This is a genomic window from Blautia sp. ZXY-1-B12 (assembly GCF_056339915.1).
Map to the genome: position 1 here is coordinate 1 of NZ_JBWJVP010000267.1, position 19620 is coordinate 19620.

General features: G+C 43.4%; 21 protein-coding genes and 1 pseudogene. 17 read left to right on the plus strand and 5 right to left on the minus strand.

Going from position 1 to position 19620, the window contains the following annotated elements; all coding sequences use genetic code 11:
- The 12 genes and pseudogenes from AC075L_RS18910 to AC075L_RS18965 form a co-directional block, all read left to right on the plus strand.
- Positions 1–197, plus strand: a 197-nt coding sequence (locus AC075L_RS18910) for a hypothetical protein (RefSeq protein ID WP_476388026.1), incomplete at its 5' end; no start/stop codon positions are given.
- Between the two features lie 51 nt (positions 198–248).
- Positions 249–635: a single-stranded DNA-binding protein gene (locus tag AC075L_RS18915; protein WP_330489935.1), complete on the plus strand. Its 387-nt coding sequence runs from the start codon at positions 249–251 to the stop codon at positions 633–635.
- Between the two features lie 2 nt (positions 636–637).
- Positions 638–760, plus strand: a complete 123-nt coding sequence (locus AC075L_RS18920; RefSeq protein WP_330489936.1) for a hypothetical protein — start codon at positions 638–640, stop codon at positions 758–760.
- Positions 761–906: 146 nt separating this feature from the next.
- The gene (locus tag AC075L_RS18925; RefSeq protein WP_005341250.1) at positions 907–1113 is read left to right on the plus strand and encodes a helix-turn-helix domain-containing protein; all 207 of its coding nucleotides are present in this window, start codon (positions 907–909) and stop codon (positions 1111–1113) included.
- Positions 1114–1477: 364 nt separating this feature from the next.
- Positions 1478–2463: pseudogene (locus AC075L_RS18930) on the plus strand (PDDEXK nuclease domain-containing protein).
- A gap of 110 nt (positions 2464–2573) precedes the next feature.
- Positions 2574–3215, plus strand: coding sequence for a hypothetical protein (locus AC075L_RS18935; RefSeq protein WP_242859583.1), 642 nt, complete (start codon positions 2574–2576; stop codon positions 3213–3215).
- A 63-nt stretch (positions 3216–3278) separates the two neighbouring features.
- Positions 3279–3503: a DUF3791 domain-containing protein gene (locus AC075L_RS18940; protein WP_005341260.1), complete on the plus strand. Its 225-nt coding sequence runs from the start codon at positions 3279–3281 to the stop codon at positions 3501–3503.
- Positions 3496–3645 carry a DUF3990 domain-containing protein gene (locus tag AC075L_RS18945; RefSeq protein WP_476388027.1) on the plus strand — a complete coding sequence of 50 codons (150 nt, stop codon included), beginning with the start codon at positions 3496–3498 and terminating at the stop codon, positions 3643–3645. Before AC075L_RS18940 ends, AC075L_RS18945 begins: the two co-directional genes overlap by 8 nt.
- A complete protein-coding gene (locus AC075L_RS18950) occupies positions 3638–4324 on the plus strand; it encodes a response regulator transcription factor (protein WP_476388028.1) in 687 nt (228 codons plus the stop codon). Before AC075L_RS18945 ends, AC075L_RS18950 begins: the two co-directional genes overlap by 8 nt.
- Positions 4325–4332: 8 nt before the next feature.
- Complete coding sequence (locus AC075L_RS18955) at positions 4333–5370, plus strand: sensor histidine kinase (protein WP_119245382.1); 1038 nt, start codon at positions 4333–4335, stop codon at positions 5368–5370.
- A gap of 112 nt (positions 5371–5482) precedes the next feature.
- The gene (locus AC075L_RS18960; RefSeq protein ID WP_119245381.1) at positions 5483–6166 is read left to right on the plus strand and encodes an ABC transporter ATP-binding protein; all 684 of its coding nucleotides are present in this window, start codon (positions 5483–5485) and stop codon (positions 6164–6166) included.
- Positions 6163–7971 carry an ABC transporter permease gene (locus AC075L_RS18965; RefSeq protein ID WP_119245380.1) on the plus strand — a complete coding sequence of 603 codons (1809 nt, stop codon included), beginning with the start codon at positions 6163–6165 and terminating at the stop codon, positions 7969–7971. The genes AC075L_RS18960 and AC075L_RS18965 overlap by 4 nt, the downstream gene beginning before the upstream one ends.
- Before the next feature lie 187 nt (positions 7972–8158).
- On the opposite strand, the gene AC075L_RS18970 is transcribed toward AC075L_RS18965, so the two are convergent.
- The 5 genes from AC075L_RS18970 to AC075L_RS18990 form a co-directional block, all read right to left on the minus strand.
- The gene (locus tag AC075L_RS18970) at positions 8159–8527 is read right to left on the minus strand and encodes a helix-turn-helix transcriptional regulator (RefSeq protein WP_119245379.1); all 369 of its coding nucleotides are present in this window, start codon (positions 8525–8527) and stop codon (positions 8159–8161) included.
- Positions 8528–8608: 81 nt separating this feature from the next.
- On the minus strand, positions 8609–9217 hold the full coding sequence (locus AC075L_RS18975) for a response regulator transcription factor (RefSeq protein ID WP_476388029.1): 609 nt from the start codon (positions 9215–9217) through the stop codon (positions 8609–8611).
- Complete coding sequence (locus AC075L_RS18980; RefSeq protein WP_181991600.1) at positions 9195–10775, minus strand: ATP-binding protein; 1581 nt, start codon at positions 10773–10775, stop codon at positions 9195–9197. The genes AC075L_RS18975 and AC075L_RS18980 overlap by 23 nt, the downstream gene beginning before the upstream one ends.
- Before the next feature lie 114 nt (positions 10776–10889).
- On the minus strand, positions 10890–12860 hold the full coding sequence (locus tag AC075L_RS18985; protein WP_119245376.1) for an FtsX-like permease family protein: 1971 nt from the start codon (positions 12858–12860) through the stop codon (positions 10890–10892).
- A 12-nt stretch (positions 12861–12872) separates the two neighbouring features.
- The gene (locus AC075L_RS18990; protein WP_119245375.1) at positions 12873–13622 is read right to left on the minus strand and encodes an ABC transporter ATP-binding protein; all 750 of its coding nucleotides are present in this window, start codon (positions 13620–13622) and stop codon (positions 12873–12875) included.
- A gap of 497 nt (positions 13623–14119) precedes the next feature.
- Here AC075L_RS18990 and AC075L_RS18995 point away from each other — a divergent pair, with 497 nt between their 5' ends.
- From AC075L_RS18995 to AC075L_RS19015, 5 genes are all read left to right on the plus strand, one after another.
- Positions 14120–14254 carry a DNA-binding protein gene (locus AC075L_RS18995; protein ID WP_288674749.1) on the plus strand — a complete coding sequence of 45 codons (135 nt, stop codon included), beginning with the start codon at positions 14120–14122 and terminating at the stop codon, positions 14252–14254.
- A 61-nt stretch (positions 14255–14315) separates the two neighbouring features.
- The gene (locus AC075L_RS19000) at positions 14316–15002 is read left to right on the plus strand and encodes a response regulator transcription factor (protein WP_476388030.1); all 687 of its coding nucleotides are present in this window, start codon (positions 14316–14318) and stop codon (positions 15000–15002) included.
- A complete protein-coding gene (locus AC075L_RS19005) occupies positions 14999–16030 on the plus strand; it encodes a sensor histidine kinase (RefSeq protein WP_288674740.1) in 1032 nt (343 codons plus the stop codon). Before AC075L_RS19000 ends, AC075L_RS19005 begins: the two co-directional genes overlap by 4 nt.
- A gap of 143 nt (positions 16031–16173) precedes the next feature.
- Positions 16174–16839, plus strand: a complete 666-nt coding sequence (locus AC075L_RS19010) for an ABC transporter ATP-binding protein (RefSeq protein WP_476388031.1) — start codon at positions 16174–16176, stop codon at positions 16837–16839.
- Between the two features lie 12 nt (positions 16840–16851).
- Positions 16852–19485, plus strand: a complete 2634-nt coding sequence (locus AC075L_RS19015; RefSeq protein ID WP_476388032.1) for an ABC transporter permease — start codon at positions 16852–16854, stop codon at positions 19483–19485.
- Positions 19486–19620: the final 135 nt, after the last annotated feature.

A 19620-nucleotide genomic window follows, 5' to 3' on the forward strand; every position in this document is an offset into this window, starting at 1 on the left:
TCGATAAGTGCACCCTGGAAGCCTGCCAGGAGTTCTGCCATGACCTTTCTTTTTCTGAGAGCGAGCGGAATCATAATGACACTCCCGATGATGGGCGGCTGACCAGAGCCTTATGGTCAGTGACCTGTTTATGCAGGCAGAGGCAGTCTGAGACGGCTGCAGGTGGCAGGGAAACGCACACCAGACCGCCGGAATAACGGAACTGATAACAATGTTTACAGGGCGAGATGCTCGGAAAGGAGCAGTTTATGACAGAACTGAAAATGAAAGAAATGCAGCTAATCAACTGGTTTGGATGCTCGAATCTGAACTGTACAAGGGAGAGAATCCATCTGGTTGCTATGCTTGCAATGGATGAAAAAGTGAAAAAGAATCTTTACAGAGTATGCAGATTCCTTGCAAGAGAGGAAATTGCATATCGGTATCCGATTATGTATGAAATGATCCGGAGAATGTTTTCACCGGATGATACCAATCCACCGGAATCATATTTTATTTCCTGTGTCACATTTGGAAAAAGTGCAGAGTTTGCACAGAAATATCTTCACAAGGGAATGCGGATTGTAATCGGCGGTCGTATCAGTACCGCAGTTATAAGGACAAGGACGGAAAGACGATTTATACCACAGATGTGATTGTGGAAGAACATGAATTTGCCCAGAACAAGGAGAACGGTGCCGGAGCGGATTTGTCAGAAAAACCGAAAATAGATAAGGATGGATTCATGGAAGCACCGGATGGTGAGATCCAATTTGACTAATTCAGAATAAATGGTTGAAGAGGCCGCCCTTTGCCGGGGCATCCTCGTTTCCGGTCTATGGAAGATATTAAAAATTACAGGTATTCAACCTAACGAAATCGTGATATAATCAAAATATGCTTAGATGAAAAATATGGAGGTAGCTTGTGGGCGTAAGTTATAACAGATTATGGAAAATGCTCATAGATAAAAATATGAAGCGGATAGAGATGCAGTACCTTACCGGGATTAGCGGAAACATTCTTGCAAGGATGGGAAAAAATCAGTATGTATCAATGGAGACGATTGAGAAGATTTGCAAGAAGCTGGACTGCACCGTTGATGAGATGATGGAATTTACAGATGATGAATAACAGGAGCAGACATGTCAAATTATTAAAACTGGCAGAATGCTTCAGAAGTCGAAAAAAGAAATTGAAAAAAGATAACACGCCGGATACGGCATAAATCTCTTAGCAAAGCTAAGAGCGCACTTCTATACAGGCAATTCCATCTGCCTGTATAGAAGTGCGACCTGCGGTGCTGTTCCCGGTTTTGAGAAACCTCAATCCGGGAAATATAGCGAAATCAGAGATTTCGTACAAGGGGATATTTCCCCTTGCGGCACAGGTGCCTATCCCAAAAGTTTGTGACTGAATATTTTAGATACAGACATATAAAGTGAAAGAAAGCATGAAATCGAAAATTGTCGAACTGACACATTAGAAAGGATTATATATGAGTGAGGTGATTAAGGCTGATAATGAATATAAGGAGTGGATTGCCGGAATATCCACTGATTTTAGAAAAAGCCAAATCAGGGCTTCTATAAAACAGTGAGTGACGATTTGAAATCCATTTTGCCAGATGTAAAATCATTTTCTCCCACTAATTTGAAATATATGAGATACTTTTATGAGATGTATCCTGATGCAGTGATTTGTCCTCAGGTTGAGGACGAATTGATTACAGATATAAATCGTCCCCAAGTTGGGGATGATTTACAAATCATTTTTAGAATTCCATGGGGACATAATAAAATAATACTTGATAAATGCAAAGGGAATTCTGCAAAGGCATTGTTTTATATCAGAAAGACTATTGAAAACAATTGGTCAAGAGATGTTTTACTAAACTTTTTAGGAACAGATCTGTATGAACGCCAGGGCAAAGCGATAACTAACTTTTCTAATACACTTCCGATAGAACAGAGCGATTTAGCGCAAGCAATTACGAAGGATCCATATAATTTTGATTTTTTGACTTTGCGTGAAAGGTATGACGAAAAGGAACTAAAGAATGCACTTATAGAGAAAGTTAATAATTTTCTTATGGAGTTAGGTACTGGCTTTGCTTATATGGGCAGGGAAGTGAGAATTGAGGTAGGAGATACTGAAAAATTTATAGACATGTTATTTTACAATACGCAAAGGCATTGCTATGTTGTTGTAGAAATAAAGACAGGAAAATTTGATTCTTCTTACGCAGGTCAATTGGGTACTTATGTTGTGGCTGTTAATCATCAAATGAAAACAGAAGCTGATAATCCCACTTTGGGACTTCTGATTTGCAAAGATATGGATAAAGTAGAAGCCCAGTATGCATTAGAATCTACCAGCCAGCCACTTGGTATTTCCAGTTATGAATTATCAAAACTTATACCAGAAGAGTTCAGAGGTAGTATGCCTACCATTGAAGAAATTGAGGCTGAATTAAATGAATAGCTTTTAGTTTTATGCTAGGCATTGGATGAAGAAGCCTTTAAGCAATTTATGGGTGAATAAACTTTCGGTAACAGGAAGATATGATTTTTATTACAGGGAGGAGCGCTACAATGAAAAACAGATGGAAACGGGTATTTGGAATAGCAATTCCACTTGTAATTATAATCGGTGGAATCAGTTATAACAGTTACATCAGAATTCATACTTTTAAACTTTCAGGAAATGAAACAGTAAAGAGTGAGCAAATACAGCCTGCTTTCGGAAAGGTAAAAGTCAATAGTACCGTTGATACAAAGGTTATATTTACAGATGTTGAAAACGAAGAAACGTATGAAATAGGTTATATCACACCAGGGATATCAGAATCGATTCAACTAGAACATGGAAAATGGTATAGGGTAGAAGGAGATGGGGAATTAACTATCAGACCGGTCAATGTTCGTATCATAGATTTATCCAGAGGTGAAAATGAAAAAGGACAATCATATTTTAATGCAAAAGTTTTGGAAGTAAATAAAGAATATATCAATGTTAGGTGTATAGAAACATTTAATAGTGGAATTTCCGTCGATGAGGAATTTTCTGTTACAAAAGATGTGGTATCAGCTAAAGGTACACCTGGATTGAATGTTGGTGATAATATACGTGTTGTATTTAATGGTGATGTAATGGAAAGTGATCCATTGCAGATAGGAACTGTCTATGCAATTTATCTTTTGGATGAAAATAGAGAAGTGATCCCCAACAACTAACAACTTTCGGCAAAACACAGATTTGAAATAATTGGTGGAATGAAAAACATGGAGGGATTCATTATGAGTGAGAAAACAGAGATTACTTTCATGCAGACAAGACTAATCCGGCTTGCTTCAGAAGAGTGGCATTTACCTGTTGAACAGATTATCCACTTGTTTAAAGAAGCTGATGTTCTTGGATATATAGAAAAATGTTACGGGATTTTTCATTGCGAAGGCGATGAAGCTGTACTTGAAGATATTACGGAATTTCTGGAAGGAAAGGGGATAAAGATTAGTGCTTGAGTTAAAAGATGGATTTGTTCTCTATCATGGAAGTTATTGTGAAGTAAAAGCGCCAGATCTTGCCAAATGTGCAAAGAGAAAAGATTTTGGGCAGGGATTTTATTTAACCACATCCAAGGAGCAGGCAGAAAAGTATGAGTAATATATTACTTCTTGAAGATGATCTAAGCCTGATTAACGGGCTTTCTTTTGCTCTCAAAAAGCAGGGATTTGAATTAAATATCGCCAGAACGCTCAAAGAAGCGGAGGAATTGTGGACAGACGGAAAATATGATTTGTTGGTGTTGGACGTATCTCTGCCAGATGGGTCTGGCTTTGAATTTTGCAAAAGAGTTCGACTTACATCAAAGGTGCCAATTATTTTTCTGACGGCTTCGGATGAGGAAACAAGTATTATTATGGGGCTGGATATTGGAGGTGATGACTATATCACAAAACCGTTCAAACTGGGGGTTCTCGTTTCAAGGATTAACGCCTTACTTCGACGTGCAAATTCTTTTCAAGCAGCAGATACAGAATTGCAGTCGAATGGCATCAAGGTTCTTTTGCTGCAAGGACAGGTTTTCAAAAATGGGGAGCTGTTGGATTTGACTGCCGCGGAATACAAGCTACTGTGCTTGTTTATGAGAAACCCAAGCATGGTACTGACAAAGGGACAAATTTTAGATAAGCTATGGGATTGCGACGGGAATTATATCGACAGTAGTACCCTTACGGTCTATATGCGTCGGCTTCGTATGAAGATCGAGGATAATCCAAGCGAACCACAAATGCTCCTGACTGTTCGAGGTATGGGATATAAATGGAATATTATCGGGTGAGGTGCAGAATGAAGATACTGGCAAATAAAGAAATCAAAAATCTATTTCTTTCGCTTTCACTGGTTTTGGGGGTTACATTTCTCTTAGCCGAGGTTTTTCTATGGCTGTCATATCGCCGGCTTTCTCTGTTATTGCTAATCCTTTTTCTATTGGCTGGCGGTGCTGTATGGGCAGTCTGCTTTGTATATTTTAATCGGCAAAATCAGATCATGGAGCAGGCGATATTACACATCAATGCGTATCTTGATGGTGATCGCAATGCCCGTATTGAATGTGACAATGAGGGCGAATTGTACCGACTGTTTCATTCCATCAATTCTTTAGCGGCAGTGTTAAATGCCCATGCAGATAACGAGTTACGAGAGAAAGAGTTTTTGAAAAATACAATCTCCAACATTTCACACCAACTGAAAACACCGCTGGCAGCACTCAATATTTATAACGGACTCCTTCAAGACGAGGATATAGAAGTGTCCTCCGTGAAAGAATTTGCGGGTTTGTCTGAGCAGGAACTTGACCGTATCGAAACACTGGTGCAAAGTCTGCTCAAGATTACAAGATTGGATGCCGGAGCCATTGTCTTGGAAAAGAACGCAGAAAATGTTGCAGATATGATGCGGGATATTGAACTGCATTTTGCATATAGAGCCAGACAGGAAAAGAAAGGAATCATTCTGTCTGGCTCGGATCATCTTTCTCTTTTTTGTGATCGTGATTGGTTGAATGAGGCAATCGACAATATCGTGAAAAATGCGTTTGACCATACAGAAAGTGGTGCAACAATTCGTGTTGCGTGGAAGGAGTTGCCGTCTGGTGTCCAAATTGTGATAACGGATAATGGATGCGGCATCCACCCAGAGGATATACATCACATCTTCAAGCGGTTTTATCGCAGTCGTTTTTCTAAGGACAAGCAAGGGATTGGACTGGGATTACCTTTGGCAAAGGCAATCGTTGAAGCACATAACGGCACCATTGAGGTTGACAGCGAATTAGGTATCGGGACAACTTTCACAATGAATTTTTTGATTCCTACAAAATTGTAGGCTGGCTGTAGGCTTACAGTAAGATTCAGGTGCTATTCTCTCACACATAGGCAGGACAAACAAAGACAGCCTGCCTATATCGCAAAATCATTCAGAAAGAGGTGTTTACACTATGAACTTATTAGAAGTCAAAAATATCAGTAAGACCTATGGCAACGGAGAAACCGCTGTCAAGGCATTAAAGGATGTCAGCTTTTCTGTTCCAAAGGGCGAGTATGTGGCAATCGTCGGGGAATCCGGCTCTGGTAAAAGTACACTGCTGAATATGATCGGTGCTTTGGACACGCCAACATCTGGCAAGGTTCTGATTGACGGCAAGGACATTTTTGCCATGAACGATCGAAAGCTGACCGTTTTCCGCCGGAGGAATATTGGCTTTATCTTTCAGGCGTTTAACCTTATCCCGGAGTTGACGGTGGAACAAAATATTATTTTTCCGCTGTTGTTGGATTATCAAAAGCCGGATAAGAGATATTTGGAGGAACTGCTGACGGTTTTGAATTTGAAAGATCGTCGTAATCATTTACCCAGTCAGCTTTCCGGCGGTCAACAGCAGAGAGTGGCGATTGGCCGCGCATTGATTACCCGTCCTTCTCTGATTATGGCAGACGAGCCAACAGGAAATTTGGACTCACAAAACAGCAGTGAGGTCATAGCATTGCTCAAAGAAACATCGAAAAAATACGAGCAGACCATCATTATGATTACCCACAACCGCAGTATTGCGCAAACGGCAGACCGGGTATTACAGGTATCGGATGGTACTTTGACTGATTTTGGGAGGTGCCGTGAATGAAAAGCTATCTTAGTCTTATTCCCATCTCCGCTAAAGTTCACCGCCGACAAAATCGTATGACGCTGCTTTGCATTGTATTTGCTGTGTTTATGGTAACAGCAGTATTCAGTATGGCAGAAATGGGTTTTCGGATGGAACAGACCCGATTGGTTGGTAAGCATGGAAGTTTCTCTATTGGAGACTTGCTCGGCAGTTCCATGGGGCAAACCCTTCTTTCTGTTGCGGTTGTTCTGTTCCTGCTGATTTTGATTGCAGGCGTTTTGATGATTTCCAGCAGCATGAACAGCAGCGTTGCACAGAGAACCCGATTTTTCGGAATGATGCGCTGCATTGGTATGAGTAAGCAGCAGACCATCCGCTTTGTCCGTTTAGAGGCATTGAACTGGTGCAAAACAGCTATCCCTATCGGTCTTGTTTTAGGGGTTGTTACTACATGGGGACTTTGCGCGGCACTGCGTTTTGCAGTCAAAGAAGAATTTTCTGATATTCCTCTCTTTGGCATTAGTATTTTTGGCATTGCTTGCGGTATCTTTGTGGGACTGATTACTGTACTGATTGCCGCAAATGCTCCGGCAAAACATGCTGCAAAGGTATCTCCTATCACAGCGGTGTCTGGAAATGCAGGCCACGAAAAAACAATGCGCCATTCGCCGTATGTAGGCTTCGGAAAAATTGAATCCCTTCTTGGTGTCAGCCATGCAATCTCCGGGAAGAAAAATTTATTCCTGATGACAGGTTCTTTTGCACTTAGCATCATACTGTTTTTGAGCTTTTCTATTATGGTCGATTTTGTGGATTACCTGATTCCTCAGTCGTCTGCCACATCAGATATAGATATTGCAAGTGCTGACGGTAATACGATTCCTTGGGAACTGCTTACAACCATCCGCGAAATGGATGGAGTGAAGGAAGTTTACGGGCGTCGTAGTGTATTTGATGTTTCTGCCAAACTAAACGACGACACCAACTTTTCTGGCACAGTCGATTTGATTTCTTATGACGATTTTGATTTACAATGTCTGAAAAAAGACAGTGCTTTGAAAAGAGGGAGTGATCTGTCCAAAGTTTTTGGGGACAGCAATTTTGTTTTGGCAACATCCGATCAGGACAGCAAATGGAAAATCGGTGACACTGTTCAGATTGGGGATGAAACCCTTACCATAGCCGGACTGTTAAAAAACGACCCATTTAGTGAGAATGGATTGACAAATGGAAAGCTCACATTGATTACCTCTGATGAAACATTTGTCCGTTTGACAGGAGAGGAAGGTTATTCTCTTGTGCTGATACAAACAACGGGAGATGTTACGGACGAAAATGTTCAGGCAATCCAGAATTCCGTAGATCAAACATATAGCTTTCGAGATAAACGCGACGAGCGCACTACGGGAACTTATATGGCTTTTGTTTTCTGTGTTTATGCGTTTTTGGCAATTATTGCACTGGTAACGGTAATGAACATTGTCAATAGCATTTCCATGAGTGTGTCTGCCAGAATGAAGCAATATGGAGCTATGCGGGCAGTAGGAATGGATGAACGGCAAATGACGAAAATGATTGCTTGTGAAGCATTCACCTATGCTGTTTTGGGGTGCGTTGTTGGTTGTGCTATTGGCTTGCCGCTTAGCAAAGTGCTGTATGATTTCCTTATTGCAGGGCATTTTCCATCTGCTGTGTGGCAGTTCCCAATTATCTCTTTGGGCGTTATTCTTCTGTTTGTCTCGATTGCGGCAATCGCAGCTGTATATGCTCCGGCAAAACGAATTCGCAATATGTCGATTACTGCAACCATCAATGAATTATAGTTTCATATGTTAATCTGCCGGACGACGGCAAAAGAAAAAAAGCCGTCGTACAGCAGACATATTTTCACGCGCCTTATGAAACGGCGGTTTTGATTTTCAGAGGCGCCGTGATACCGTATCTTATCCCTACTTATAAAGCGTTGCAGAAGTCCCAAAATGCCAGCAAAATAAGAAAAACAGAGGATGTTCAGACACCCTCCGTTTCTTCATTCGGCTTTTCAATTTTTAAGGCCCCGTCAATGGCGCCTTCCACGATAGGCAAATACTGTTCCGGGTAGAGTTTCAACTTCTGTCCGACCCGCTGGCGCAGCTCGCTTTCCTCTCGCATGACCTCTGGATTGAAATATCTCTCCATCGGCAGGCCGCAGATTTTTACAAGCTGTATGATGACCGGCAGGCTGGGGATCGTGCCCTCGTTTTCAATGTTGGCAAGATACCTGGTATCAATATTCACCTTTTCGGCTAAATCTTTTCGTGCAAGGTTCTTCGCCTTCCGTGCTTCTTTTACATCCGCACCGAAGGTTTCAAAGCCAGGGCAATCTTCGATTTTTGCCATATTGCATCACCCACATACATTCTATATTTCATAGTCTGCCTGTGGAATGTTGCGATATGTGCTTGTTCTAAACTTTATATTTCATATTACCGATTGAGCAATGTATCCTAACTTAATAGCTTTTGTTATCATCTCAACGGTAGAGCTAACTTGCAATTTTCCAAAAATATGTTGCAAATGATTTGATACTGTTCGTTCACTAATAAAAAGCTGTTCAGCGATTTCGCGGCGCCTGACGCCTGATGCAACCAATTCGAGAACTTTTCTCTCCCCGTCTGTCAGCTCTTCTATAAATACTTCTTCCCGTGGGAAGTGTGTTGCCCCATCTTTGATGGTCAATAAAATGTGCAATAACTCATCTGGTTCTACATCCTTACTGATAAACCCTCTTGCACCGATCCTCTTTGCTTCTTTGCGATAAACAGGAAGATTATAGCCAGAGAGAATGACTATTTTTTGATCTGGAAAACGCTCCAACAAATGTTGTGTGAGCATTAAACCGTCCTCGTCTGCCAGTCCTCCTAAGTTAATGTCAATCAGTAAAATATCTGGTAGTTCTGTGGCAATCTGTTTTTCCAAATCTTGAATATCCTTTGTACTGGAAAATTGCTCAATCTCTGGATTATCACACAGGGCAATCGAAAGACTCTTGGCAAAAAGTATATGGTCATCGACCAACAAAATTTTCATACGAATCACCTCCGTTCATAGGCATAGAAATGACAACTGCCGTTCCGCCACCAGTAGCGGGTTGGATGTTCATAGTGCCATCTAATAAACTGACCTGTTCCCCAATAGAAGCAAGCCCCTGATGTGAACCTGACTTATAAGTGAACGGTTTGAACCCTATACCATTATCCGTCACCTTTAGGGTAATGCGTCCGTCCTCCTGTATCAGCAGAACATCGATTGTCGTCGCGGAGGAATGTTTTAACGCATTTGTCACCAGTTCTTTTATCATTCGATAGATGAGTACATTATATGGCTCTACAAGAAATACATCTTTATCGCAGTCCAAACAAATATTTGCAGAATGGTTTTCTTCCATTGAATCAAGCAGATTTTGAATATTCTCCTTTAAGGTCAGACTTTTTACCAGATTTGGATGATAAGTCTGCATTTGAAAACGGATGGAAGCATTTAATTCTGTCAACGTATCGAGAAGTAACCTCCTTATCTCTGGCTGCTCTGCTTTACATAACATGTTTTTGATGGAAAGCAGGTTTTGCAAAATATTATCGTGCAAATAGTTGGAAAAATCTTTTTTTAAGTTTTCTTCCCGTTTAATCTGTTCCAGTGAATAGGCGTAAAAGTGCTGACGATCCGTGGGGTTATTATAGTCGGTCGGCTGTCTGCAAATCCGCACATACAAAAGGATATTGTAAACCTGTGCCAGCAGAACCACTATGTAAACACTCATCAAAATTGCCATAAGTGGGATTTGAAAAAGATATGCCATTCCAACAAGTCCAACCAATCCGACAAAAACCAGAGCAACGATATATCCCCCTGACAGCGTTAAAAATTGTACCTGCTGTGGATGGTATTGGAACACGATACTATGAATACATACAAATGCCAGCATAACGGGGATGTAGCTCCCCATGCTTGCCATATATTCCGCTTCCCTGTGAAAAACGAAAAGGTATATTACAAATGGAATTACTACAAGAGCCAGTGGAAAAAGCAGACGTTTCCTTTGACTTTTCAGCACAAAGACAATTCGTTTTCTCTGTATGATACCAACGACAGCAAGAGCCAGTGTCGAGATAAAAAATTGCAGTTGGTAGGCTGTGAAAAAAGCCCTGTCTGAAAAGAAGAAGCAAATAATTGCTGTTACGCAGGAAATTTTCAAAAAAGCAAGCAGCGCTTTTTGCCCCCGATAGGCGGAACTCTGAAATAAACATGTCTGTATGAAATATGCTGACTGATAAAAACAGACAGGCAACAACAGCATGGAAACCGCTTTGGATATTGGCCGGAAATCAAACAGGTACAATAAGAATTGCCAGCCCAGCAACAATAACAATAAGGAAAAGTGGTTCAGAACCTTATTACATTTTACATTCTTATATGAGATATACGCCGCGTCAAAAAACAAGAGCGACAAAGATAGAAAATGAACAAGGTAATTGCTTTCTATATAATGTCCGTTGTACGCTATAAAGCCGAGATAAATGATCACGGCAAATTGATTCAACACACAAATAATCTGTCTTGAGAAATATGTGCTTTTCGTATTTTCCACCCCCATTTCTTTTCTAATATTGTACTGTCCTTTCCCAATGAGTTCAAGGTTACTATTCTAAAATATTTTTGAATAAACCAACGGCTGACACTGATGAAGGTGCCAGCCGCCGCTTTATATCAAGGCAATTTTATAGCAGGAACGTTTTGTTAGCTGGTAATAGATAGCATAGATAATGGAGAAGATCGCCACCGCCAAAAGGATCGGGGCAACAACGGCACTGTTCCGTCCGAGTAGATCGTCCATCAGTGCAGACTTATAACAAATCATCGCAAAAATGCTGTGCAGCGATCCAATAACATAGGGAATACCGTAATAAATCTGTATCTGCCGACGCACACATTTTTTAATCATTGTGTGACTATATCCCATTTTCAGCATGATTTCATAGTCCGGTTTGTCATAGGTTACGGACGAAATATTTTGAAAGTAAAGAATACTACACGTAGTAATTAAGAAAATAATCGTAGTAAAACAAATTAGCAAAAAAGTGGAACTTGCATCGCGGACAAAGGTACTTTCTCTTTGCCATGCGCTTGCCAGATAAATGTTGTCCGGCATAGACGCTTTCAAAGCTGTGTAGGCAGTTTCATTAGAGCGCATTTTTTCACCATTAATACTGATAACCGAAACTCTATCTATGGTACTGTCACGCATTTTTTGATAAAGGTTATCCGACAAAATCAGCGTTCCAACACTGTTTGAAAAGCCAATAGGACTATCAATGCTTGTCTGTTTTACTGTTACATCGGTTATTCCTGTTCCAAAGTCCAGACGATACGAGGCTCCCATGTCAGAATGTTCATGGTCTGGATAGTATTTGATTAAAATGCAATCCGTATCTGATAATTCTGGAATATCCGTTTTCTTTCCCTGCTGAGAAAGCAGGGTGGCATAGTCTGTCCGGCTGATACATTCAAATCCGGGAATACGCCCCTTATCTTCACTGATACTGTATTCTGTCGGCAGACGATCAGAAGTTGCTTTTACTTTGAAAATAATCGTTTCATAAACTTCGTATTCCTGTTCGTCGCAAGCCTCCTGTAAAGCCTGCAAAGAGATTTCCTTTTCCTGCTCATTTGTCACTCGGTATTCAATGGCAGAGGGGATAATGCGCCGGAAAGATTGGTATGGATACCACATAGAAAGAACCGTCGAGCCAAAGACCGCCAGCGTCCCCGCTGTCAGCAGGATCAGCAGAATCAGTGATTTCGCATTAGAACGGATGCGGTGCATAAACTTTGGCACTACAATAATGGTATCTTCATGGTAAAGTCTGCTTTTTTTCTGCCGGATTTTCTGACAGACATAGGGTAGGAATGAGTACATAAACAGAATCGTTCCTGCCACAACACAAAGAAGTGTCAGCATGGCAATAGGAGAAAATCCAATGGTATTCCACAATGACTGCTTTCCCCGCATAATGTCCAATGCAAGGCCGTACCCTGCGCTGAGAAATCCGACACCCAATATCGCTGTTATTGCATGGTGATGGATCGGTTTTTCCGTTTTCTTTTCCAGTCGCACCAAATCAAGCAGGGTAGATTTTCGGAGCAGACTTGCGTTAGAAAGTGTAAGTGTAATCAGCACGACGATTACAAAGGAAAGGATTGCCTTTACTGCTGCCGGGTAAATTAGAGGGATTGCGCTTTGATCTACGGATATTCCCAAAAGGGTCACAATCCCGGCGATTACGATTTTGTGGAGAATACTGCCAGTCAGAATCCCAAGAATCATACCGCCAAAGCAGATCATTACATTTTCAAAGATCAGTAATTTCAATATAGTTGATTTTCGATACCCAAGTAGCGAATAAATCCCTAATTCTCTCATACGTCGCCGCATAAAAAAACTATTGGAATAGAACATATAAAAAATGACAAATGCCATGATGAATACTGCTACTGTCCGGCACATGGTTTCCACTCTGCCATCCGAAGATATTTTTTCCATGATGATCTGGTTCATGGAAAATGAAGTAAAGCAGAAGTAAATCATCAAGACAAAAGAAACGGAAAAAAGGTACAGGGAATAAAACGAAAAGTTCCGTTTCAGATTTTTTAAGGCGATTGCGGATAATTTCATGTTGCCCCCCCCTTAACGCTTTTCGTCCTGTCTGGCGGCTTCTTGCATGATTTCCTCATAGAATTCACGGCGTTCCCTGTTACACCGTTTCAATTCGGAAATGATATGCCCGTCCTTAAAGTACAAAATGCGATCTGTATAGCTTGCCGCATACGGGTCATGTGTTACCATTAAAATTGTTGTTCCTAAAGCCTGATTGACTTCTGAGAGGGCAAAGAGCAGTTCCGTTGCTGAACCGCTGTCCAATGCCCCGGTGGGTTCGTCTGCAAAAATTAACAGCGGGCGTTTTACCATTGCACGAGCCGCCGCTACACGTTGCCGTTGACCGCCAGACAATTCACTGGGATATTTTTTCAGTTGTGAAGCAATTCCGAACAGTTCCGCAAGCTCCATCACTTTTTTATCAATCGTCTTTGCGCTTTCATGGAGCAAAGTCAAGGGAACTGCAATATTTTCCTGCACAGTCAGACTGTCCAACAAAAAATACTCTTGAAAGATAAAGCCGAGATTATTCTTACGAAAATCGGCTGCCTGTGTTTGACTAAGCTCTTGAATTTTTTTCCCTCCCATGCGGATGCTGCCGCTTGTAGGAATATCAATAGTGGATAGCACATTCAAAAGCGTTGTTTTACCGGAGCCGGAAGCTCCCATAATACCGAGAAATTCACCCTGCATTACTTCAAAAGAAACATGATCCAGTCCTGGTTTCGGCTGGTTTGGATAGATTTTGGTGATGTCTTTTACTTCTAATAGTGTACTCATTATTGATCGCTCCTTTCAATGTACACAAGCAGTATATCGAACACAGTAAAAAAGTGCATGAGTAAATCACGCAGAAAACATGCGTGATTTACTCATGCTGGATTTGTCGTTCCTTGATATGATATTCATAAAATAGAAAAAGTCATATCTGTCGGACAGCGACAAAAGAAAAAGCCGTCGCAGAGCAGACACATTTTCACGCGCCTATGAAACGGCAGTTTTGATTTTCAGAGCCGCCGTTTCTTTGCGTCTACACAAACCAATGACGACTTGCAGGGACACGGTAGCCGATTGGAGGTTATTCTGCCGTGTCTCGTTTGCTTTTTCGAAGCTCACATGATCTACATCAGTTAAAAAAAGCCTTGCCCCTCCTCCGGGCAAGTATAACATTGCATCGGCATTATCGTTCCATGTAATTCAGTATAATAATGGCTGTTCTTGGCGCGCCAGTTTTCCCTCACGGAAATCTGGCGTTTTTTGTTGCCATTTTTTCGGAGATGACCCCAAGGCAGATCAATTATCTGTGTGCCAGTGGGCGTATCCCCGGTGCTGTGAAGATGGCTACCATTTGGCTGATTCCCAAGGATGCAGAGAAACCGGCAGACCGCCGTTTCAAAAATACAAAAAAATAATTCTCTTGTGAGGTTTCTGTGACATTTGGATGCTACACTAAAAAGGAAGGAGTGTGATACAATGCGAATTTTAGTAGTCGAGGATGACCGACTTTTGAATAATACTTTGTGCTATAACCTGGAAGCTGCGGGCTATGTTGTGGACTCTGCCCTGACAAAATCAGCAGCCAGTGATTTTCTGACCAAGCAGGACTATGACCTGATCGTGCTGGATGTAAACCTGCCGGATGGGAACGGCTTTGATTTCTGCCGTGAGGTAAAAGAACGCCGGCCGGATACGGCGGTAATCTTCCTGACCGCAAATGATATGGAGAGCGATATGCTCAAAGGCTATGAGCTGGGCGCAGAGGACTATGTGACCAAGCCATTTCCTATGAGCGTCTTTCAAAAAAAGCTGTCCGTAGTGCTGGGGCGGCTGGCGAAACAGTCTGGCGGCGGTGATAGCTATGAGGACGGTGCGCTGTCCATCAATTTCTCGGAGATGACGGCTTCCCTGTCCGGTAAGGCGCTGGTGTTCACTCCGCTGGAATACCGGCTGTTGAAAATCCTGACCAAAAATCCGCAGAATGTTTTGACAAGGCAGGTGTTGCTTGAAAAGCTGTGGGATGCCGATGGGAACTTTGTGGATGAACACGCCCTGACCGCGGCTATCAGCCGGGTGCGGAATAAAATTGAAACGGATGGACGCCAGTACATCAAGACGGTGTACGGCATGGGCTATATGTGGATCGGAGGGGCGCTCAAATGAATATGCGAAAACTCTCCATCAATAAAGCCTGCGTTCTTTTGGGAACGCTTTTGCTGCTGGCAGTGGGCGCAGTCTGCACCACTGTTTATCTACTGACCCGGAATATAATCGCTGTCCGGTGTGTGTTCCTGTTCAGCCTCTTTGTGCTGCTCTGCGTCATCTTCTTTGTGGCGCTGATCCGCTGGAAGCTGGTTCAGTTCTCCGATGCCTTTTGTGGTCAGATGGATGATATGCTCTCCGAAAATATGCAGCCGAAGCAGACGACCTGCGAAGAAAGCCTGTTCTATAAAATCAACTATCGGCTGGGGCGGCTATATGAAGTCATGCAGGAAAATAAAAACAGCATCGCAAAGGAACGGACTGACCTGCAAGAGCTGATCTCTGACATCTCCCATCAGGTCAAGACCCCGATTGCCAACTTGAAAATGATCAACAACACGCTGCTTGAAAATGAGGTTCCTCCGCAGAAGCAAAAGGAATTTCTGACAGCCCAGGCCAGCCAGCTTGATAAGCTGGACTTCCTCATGCAAGCCATGATTAAAACCTCCCGCCTGGAAACGGGAGTCATTTCGCTGGAGCAGAGACAGCAGCCGATTTACGATACCCTTGCCGCTGCCCTGGGCGGGATTTTGCTCAATGCCGAAAAGAAAAAGATAGATGTGCAGGTGGAATGCCCGGAGCATTTGGATGCACGCCATGATAGAAAATGGACAAGCGAAGCCCTGTTCAACATTCTGGATAATGCTGTGAAATACACCCCGGCAGGCGGGCAGATCCGTGTGTCGGTGGAAGGCTGGGAAATGTATGTGAAGATCGACATTGCCGATACCGGCATCGGCATTTCAGAGCAGCACCAGGGGACGATTTTCAAGCGGTTTTATCGGGAAGATGCGGTGCATGATGTGGACGGTATTGGAATCGGTCTGTATCTGGCCCGTGAGATTGTGACCTTGCAGGGCGGTTATATCCGGGTAGCGTCTGAGGTTGGGAAAGGCTCAACCTTTTCTGTTTTCCTGCTCCGAAAGTAGAGTAAGCACACCCCGAAAATTGAAATGTCACAGGTTCGTGACATTTGGGGCTGAATTTAGCGGAAATTTTTTGTGGCTCGTGACATTTCTGTGAGGTTTGGTCGTTACAATGGGTTTATCAAAAAGAAAGGATGGTGTTCTCTATGAGCATTTTGCAAACGACTGAACTGAAAAAATATTATGGCGCAGAGCCGAACATTACCAGAGCCTTGGATGGTGTGAGCCTCTCTATTGAAAAAGGAGAATTTGTAGCTATCGTAGGAACCTCCGGCAGTGGTAAATCCACGCTGCTGAACATGATCGGCGGATTGGATGTGCCCACCTCCGGCCAGGTGGTCGTGGATGGCAAGGAGCTGTCCGAACTCAAAGACGAGGAACTGACCGTTTTCCGCAGAAGAAAGATCGGCTTTATCTTCCAGAACTACAATCTGGTGCCGGTGCTGAATGTCTTTGAAAATATTGTGTTGCCTGTGGAGCTGGACGGAAACAAGGTAGACAAGAAGTTTATGAACGAAGTAGTGCAGATGCTGGGGCTTGAGGATAAGCTGAACAATATGCCCAATAACCTCTCCGGCGGCCAGCAGCAGCGCGTAGCCATTGCCCGCGCCTTGGTGTCAAAGCCCGCTATTGTCTTAGCTGATGAACCCACCGGCAACCTGGACAGCAAGACCAGCAGCGATGTGCTGAGCCTGCTGAAAGTTACCAGCACAAAATTCCACCAGACCCTCGTAATGATTACCCATAATAATGAGATCGCTCAGCTTGCCGACCGCATTATTCGGATCGAGGATGGTAAGATTGTGCAGTAAGGGGGTGGGACTATGAATGATATTTTATTTGGCAACAATAATTCCAAAGTAATTACCAAGCTATCCAAACGCTATTTCAAGAAGAATAAGGTACGCAATCTGGCTGCGCTGCTGGCAATTATCCTGACTGCTTTCCTGTTTACCTCTATCACTTCCCTGGCGTTCAATATGGCGTCCTCCATCCAACTCTCTCTGCAAATGCAGAAAGGCAGCAAGGCGGATGGCACTTTGGGGTATATGACGGAGGAACAATACGAGCAGCTTGTAAACAGCGATTTTGTGGACCAGGCAGGACACCGGCGTATCATTGGCTATGCAAGCAACACTTCCAGCCATTCCATTGAAATCAATTATGAAGATAGTGTGCAGCAGGAACTGACCTTCTGTGTGCCTACCCACGGAGCTGCACCGGAGAAAGCGAATGAGATCGCCACTACGGATTTGGCGCTGAAGGCGCTGGGTGTAGAACCTGAGATCGGCGCAGAGGTTCCGTTAGAATTTGAACTGCGGGGGAAAACTTATCATTACGATATGGTGCTTTCCGGCTGGTGGGAAGCAAGCAATGACTCTGTGAGCGTTGCGACTGTTTCAGAGCAGTTTATAAAAGAAAATCCCGATGTGGTTCAGAACACTTATGCGGTAGACCATGTAATGTCCGGCGTTACTTTTTCCGATGTCGTGCTGAAGAATAAAGCAAATGTTCAGCAGCAGTTGAATGAGTTCGCTTACTCCATTGGCGGCAATCCAGAGGATATGGGCGCAGACAATTTCATTCTCGCCTCCGAAAATCAAATGTCCCAGGGATTGACTTCATCAGAGTCCATCGTGCCTGCTGTTGTATTTATCCTGATGTTTGTCGTGTGCGGATACCTGCTGATCTACAATATCTTTGATATTTCCGTGATGCAGGATGTTCGTCAATACGGTCTGCTGCGGACGATTGGAACTTCCACACGGCAGATCAAGAGCATTGTGAACCGTCAGGCGGTCTGGCTCACGCTGATCGGACTGCCTATTGGTCTGATTGCCGGTTTCTTTGCCGGTTGGGTGCTGCTTCCTATCGTGACAGAGATCATTAACCTTGAATACTCTATGGTGGGTACATCCGTATCGACCTCGCCCCTGATCTTTGTTATCGCCGCTCTCTTTACAATTTTGACCGTGCTTATCAGCACCCGGAAGCCTGCAAAAAAGGCGGCAAAGATTTCTCCTCTGGAGGCGATCCGCTACACCGAGCAGAACGCCTATAAAAAGAGCAGTGCCAAGCGTACCAATAGAGTAAAGCTGTCCCGCATGGCCTTTTCCAACCTGGGGCGCAATCGTCGGCGTTCAGCGTTTATCATTATTTCCCTGCTTCTGTGCATCGTCCTGTTTAACTCTATCATCATTGTGACGCAAAGCCTTGATGAAGAAAAGTGGGTAAACCGTGTTACCAGAACAGATTTTAATGTCTATAACTCCGCCGCATTTAATGTAATGGAGGGCGTTCAGCACCATGAAGATACGCTCTCACAACAGGCAGTGGATCTGATTGCCGGACAGCCCGGAGTTGAGGATGAACGCTATCTTTACCGAAATACAAAAGACGATAGAAATGTGCTGGTTGACTATGGGTTTGGAGATTTAAGCGGTATAGAGCTATTCCATGAGGAAGAAGGCGTTGTAAATCAAAGCTATCAGGGATATAGCCTGTACACAAGTTCTGATACCGAAAGGCGCTATTTTGGTAATGTGATGGGAGCCTCCGAGAATTTCTGGGCGGATATGCGTATTTTTGAAGGCGAAAAAGATGCCGAAACCCTAACGCAGAAAATGGCTACCGGAGAATATGTCATTATTGGCTGCCCCATCGACAAATTGACAGAGGAACCAAATAACACTCCGCTGACCGATCAGTTACAGGTTGGGGAGAGCATTTCCTTCTACAAAGATGGGGAACTGGTCAAAACCAGCACCATCCTTGCAAAAGCGGTTCTCGTGGGAACAGAAACCGAAACGCCGACAGGTACCACCGCCCAGGCGCACATCGCCGGTGATGCTCCTTTTGTATATCTGCCGGACACTGTATTTAAGGAAATCTATGACGCTCCCACGCTTCTGACTTATGGATTCAATGTGGAGGAAGCCTTGCAGCCGCAGATGGAAGAATTTTTGAGTAGCTATGTGAGTGAAAATACTTCGGTTGCCTATACTTCCGCCAAGCTGTTGAAAGAGCAGCTTGATTCGGTCCGCAGCATGATCCTGGTTATCGGCGGTCTGATTGGCTGCATCATGGCCTTTGCGGGACTGATCAACTTTACCAACATGATTATTACCAACATCATCACCCGCCGCCATGAGTTTGCTACCATGCAAAGCATCGGTATGACCGGCAAGCAGCTTCGCCGTCTGATGGTCTATGAGGGCATCTATTATGCCGCAGGTGCGGACATTATCGGTGGAGCAGTCGCAGCAATCTTGGCTGTCACAGTGCTAAAGAGCGCATTGAATGGCCCTTCCATGTGGTTCTTTACTCTGAATATTACATTGGTTCCTGTTCTGGTCATTGGTGTGCTTTATCTGCTGCTGGCTGCGGTTATTCCGCTGATCGTTCTCCACTTCTTTAACAAGGGAACTGTGGTGGAGCGGCTGAGGACTTCGGAGTAACGGCAGAGATTGCTACAATAAATAATCATAAACCTATTGAAAGCCGGGAGGAGGCATTTCCTCTCGGCTTTCCTCAAAAAATTTGAAATCTCACAGATTGGTGAGATTTCAGCTTGTTATTTTGTCGAAATGGCG

Excerpts from the sequence above, each read along its gene's own strand:
- AC075L_RS18915 (WP_330489935.1), top strand. The coding sequence starts at position 249 with ATGACAGAACTGAAAATGAAAGAAATGCAGCTAATCAACTGGTTTGGA.
- AC075L_RS18935 (WP_242859583.1), top strand. The coding sequence starts at position 2,574 with ATGAAAAACAGATGGAAACGGGTATTTGGAATAGCAATTCCACTTGTA.
- AC075L_RS18940 (WP_005341260.1), top strand. The coding sequence starts at position 3,279 with ATGAGTGAGAAAACAGAGATTACTTTCATGCAGACAAGACTAATCCGG.
- AC075L_RS18950 (WP_476388028.1), top strand. The coding sequence starts at position 3,638 with ATGAGTAATATATTACTTCTTGAAGATGATCTAAGCCTGATTAACGGG.
- AC075L_RS18955 (WP_119245382.1), top strand. The coding sequence starts at position 4,333 with ATGAAGATACTGGCAAATAAAGAAATCAAAAATCTATTTCTTTCGCTT.
- AC075L_RS18960 (WP_119245381.1), top strand. The coding sequence starts at position 5,483 with ATGAACTTATTAGAAGTCAAAAATATCAGTAAGACCTATGGCAACGGA.
- AC075L_RS18965 (WP_119245380.1), top strand. The coding sequence starts at position 6,163 with ATGAAAAGCTATCTTAGTCTTATTCCCATCTCCGCTAAAGTTCACCGC.
- AC075L_RS18970 (WP_119245379.1), bottom strand. The coding sequence starts at position 8,527 with ATGGCAAAAATCGAAGATTGCCCTGGCTTTGAAACCTTCGGTGCGGAT.
- AC075L_RS18975 (WP_476388029.1), bottom strand. The coding sequence starts at position 9,217 with ATGAAAATTTTGTTGGTCGATGACCATATACTTTTTGCCAAGAGTCTT.
- AC075L_RS18985 (WP_119245376.1), bottom strand. The coding sequence starts at position 12,860 with ATGAAATTATCCGCAATCGCCTTAAAAAATCTGAAACGGAACTTTTCG.
- AC075L_RS18990 (WP_119245375.1), bottom strand. The coding sequence starts at position 13,622 with ATGAGTACACTATTAGAAGTAAAAGACATCACCAAAATCTATCCAAAC.
- AC075L_RS18995 (WP_288674749.1), top strand. The coding sequence starts at position 14,120 with ATGACCCCAAGGCAGATCAATTATCTGTGTGCCAGTGGGCGTATCCCC.
- AC075L_RS19000 (WP_476388030.1), top strand. The coding sequence starts at position 14,316 with ATGCGAATTTTAGTAGTCGAGGATGACCGACTTTTGAATAATACTTTG.
- AC075L_RS19005 (WP_288674740.1), top strand. The coding sequence starts at position 14,999 with ATGAATATGCGAAAACTCTCCATCAATAAAGCCTGCGTTCTTTTGGGA.
- AC075L_RS19010 (WP_476388031.1), top strand. The coding sequence starts at position 16,174 with ATGAGCATTTTGCAAACGACTGAACTGAAAAAATATTATGGCGCAGAG.
- AC075L_RS19015 (WP_476388032.1), top strand. The coding sequence starts at position 16,852 with ATGAATGATATTTTATTTGGCAACAATAATTCCAAAGTAATTACCAAG.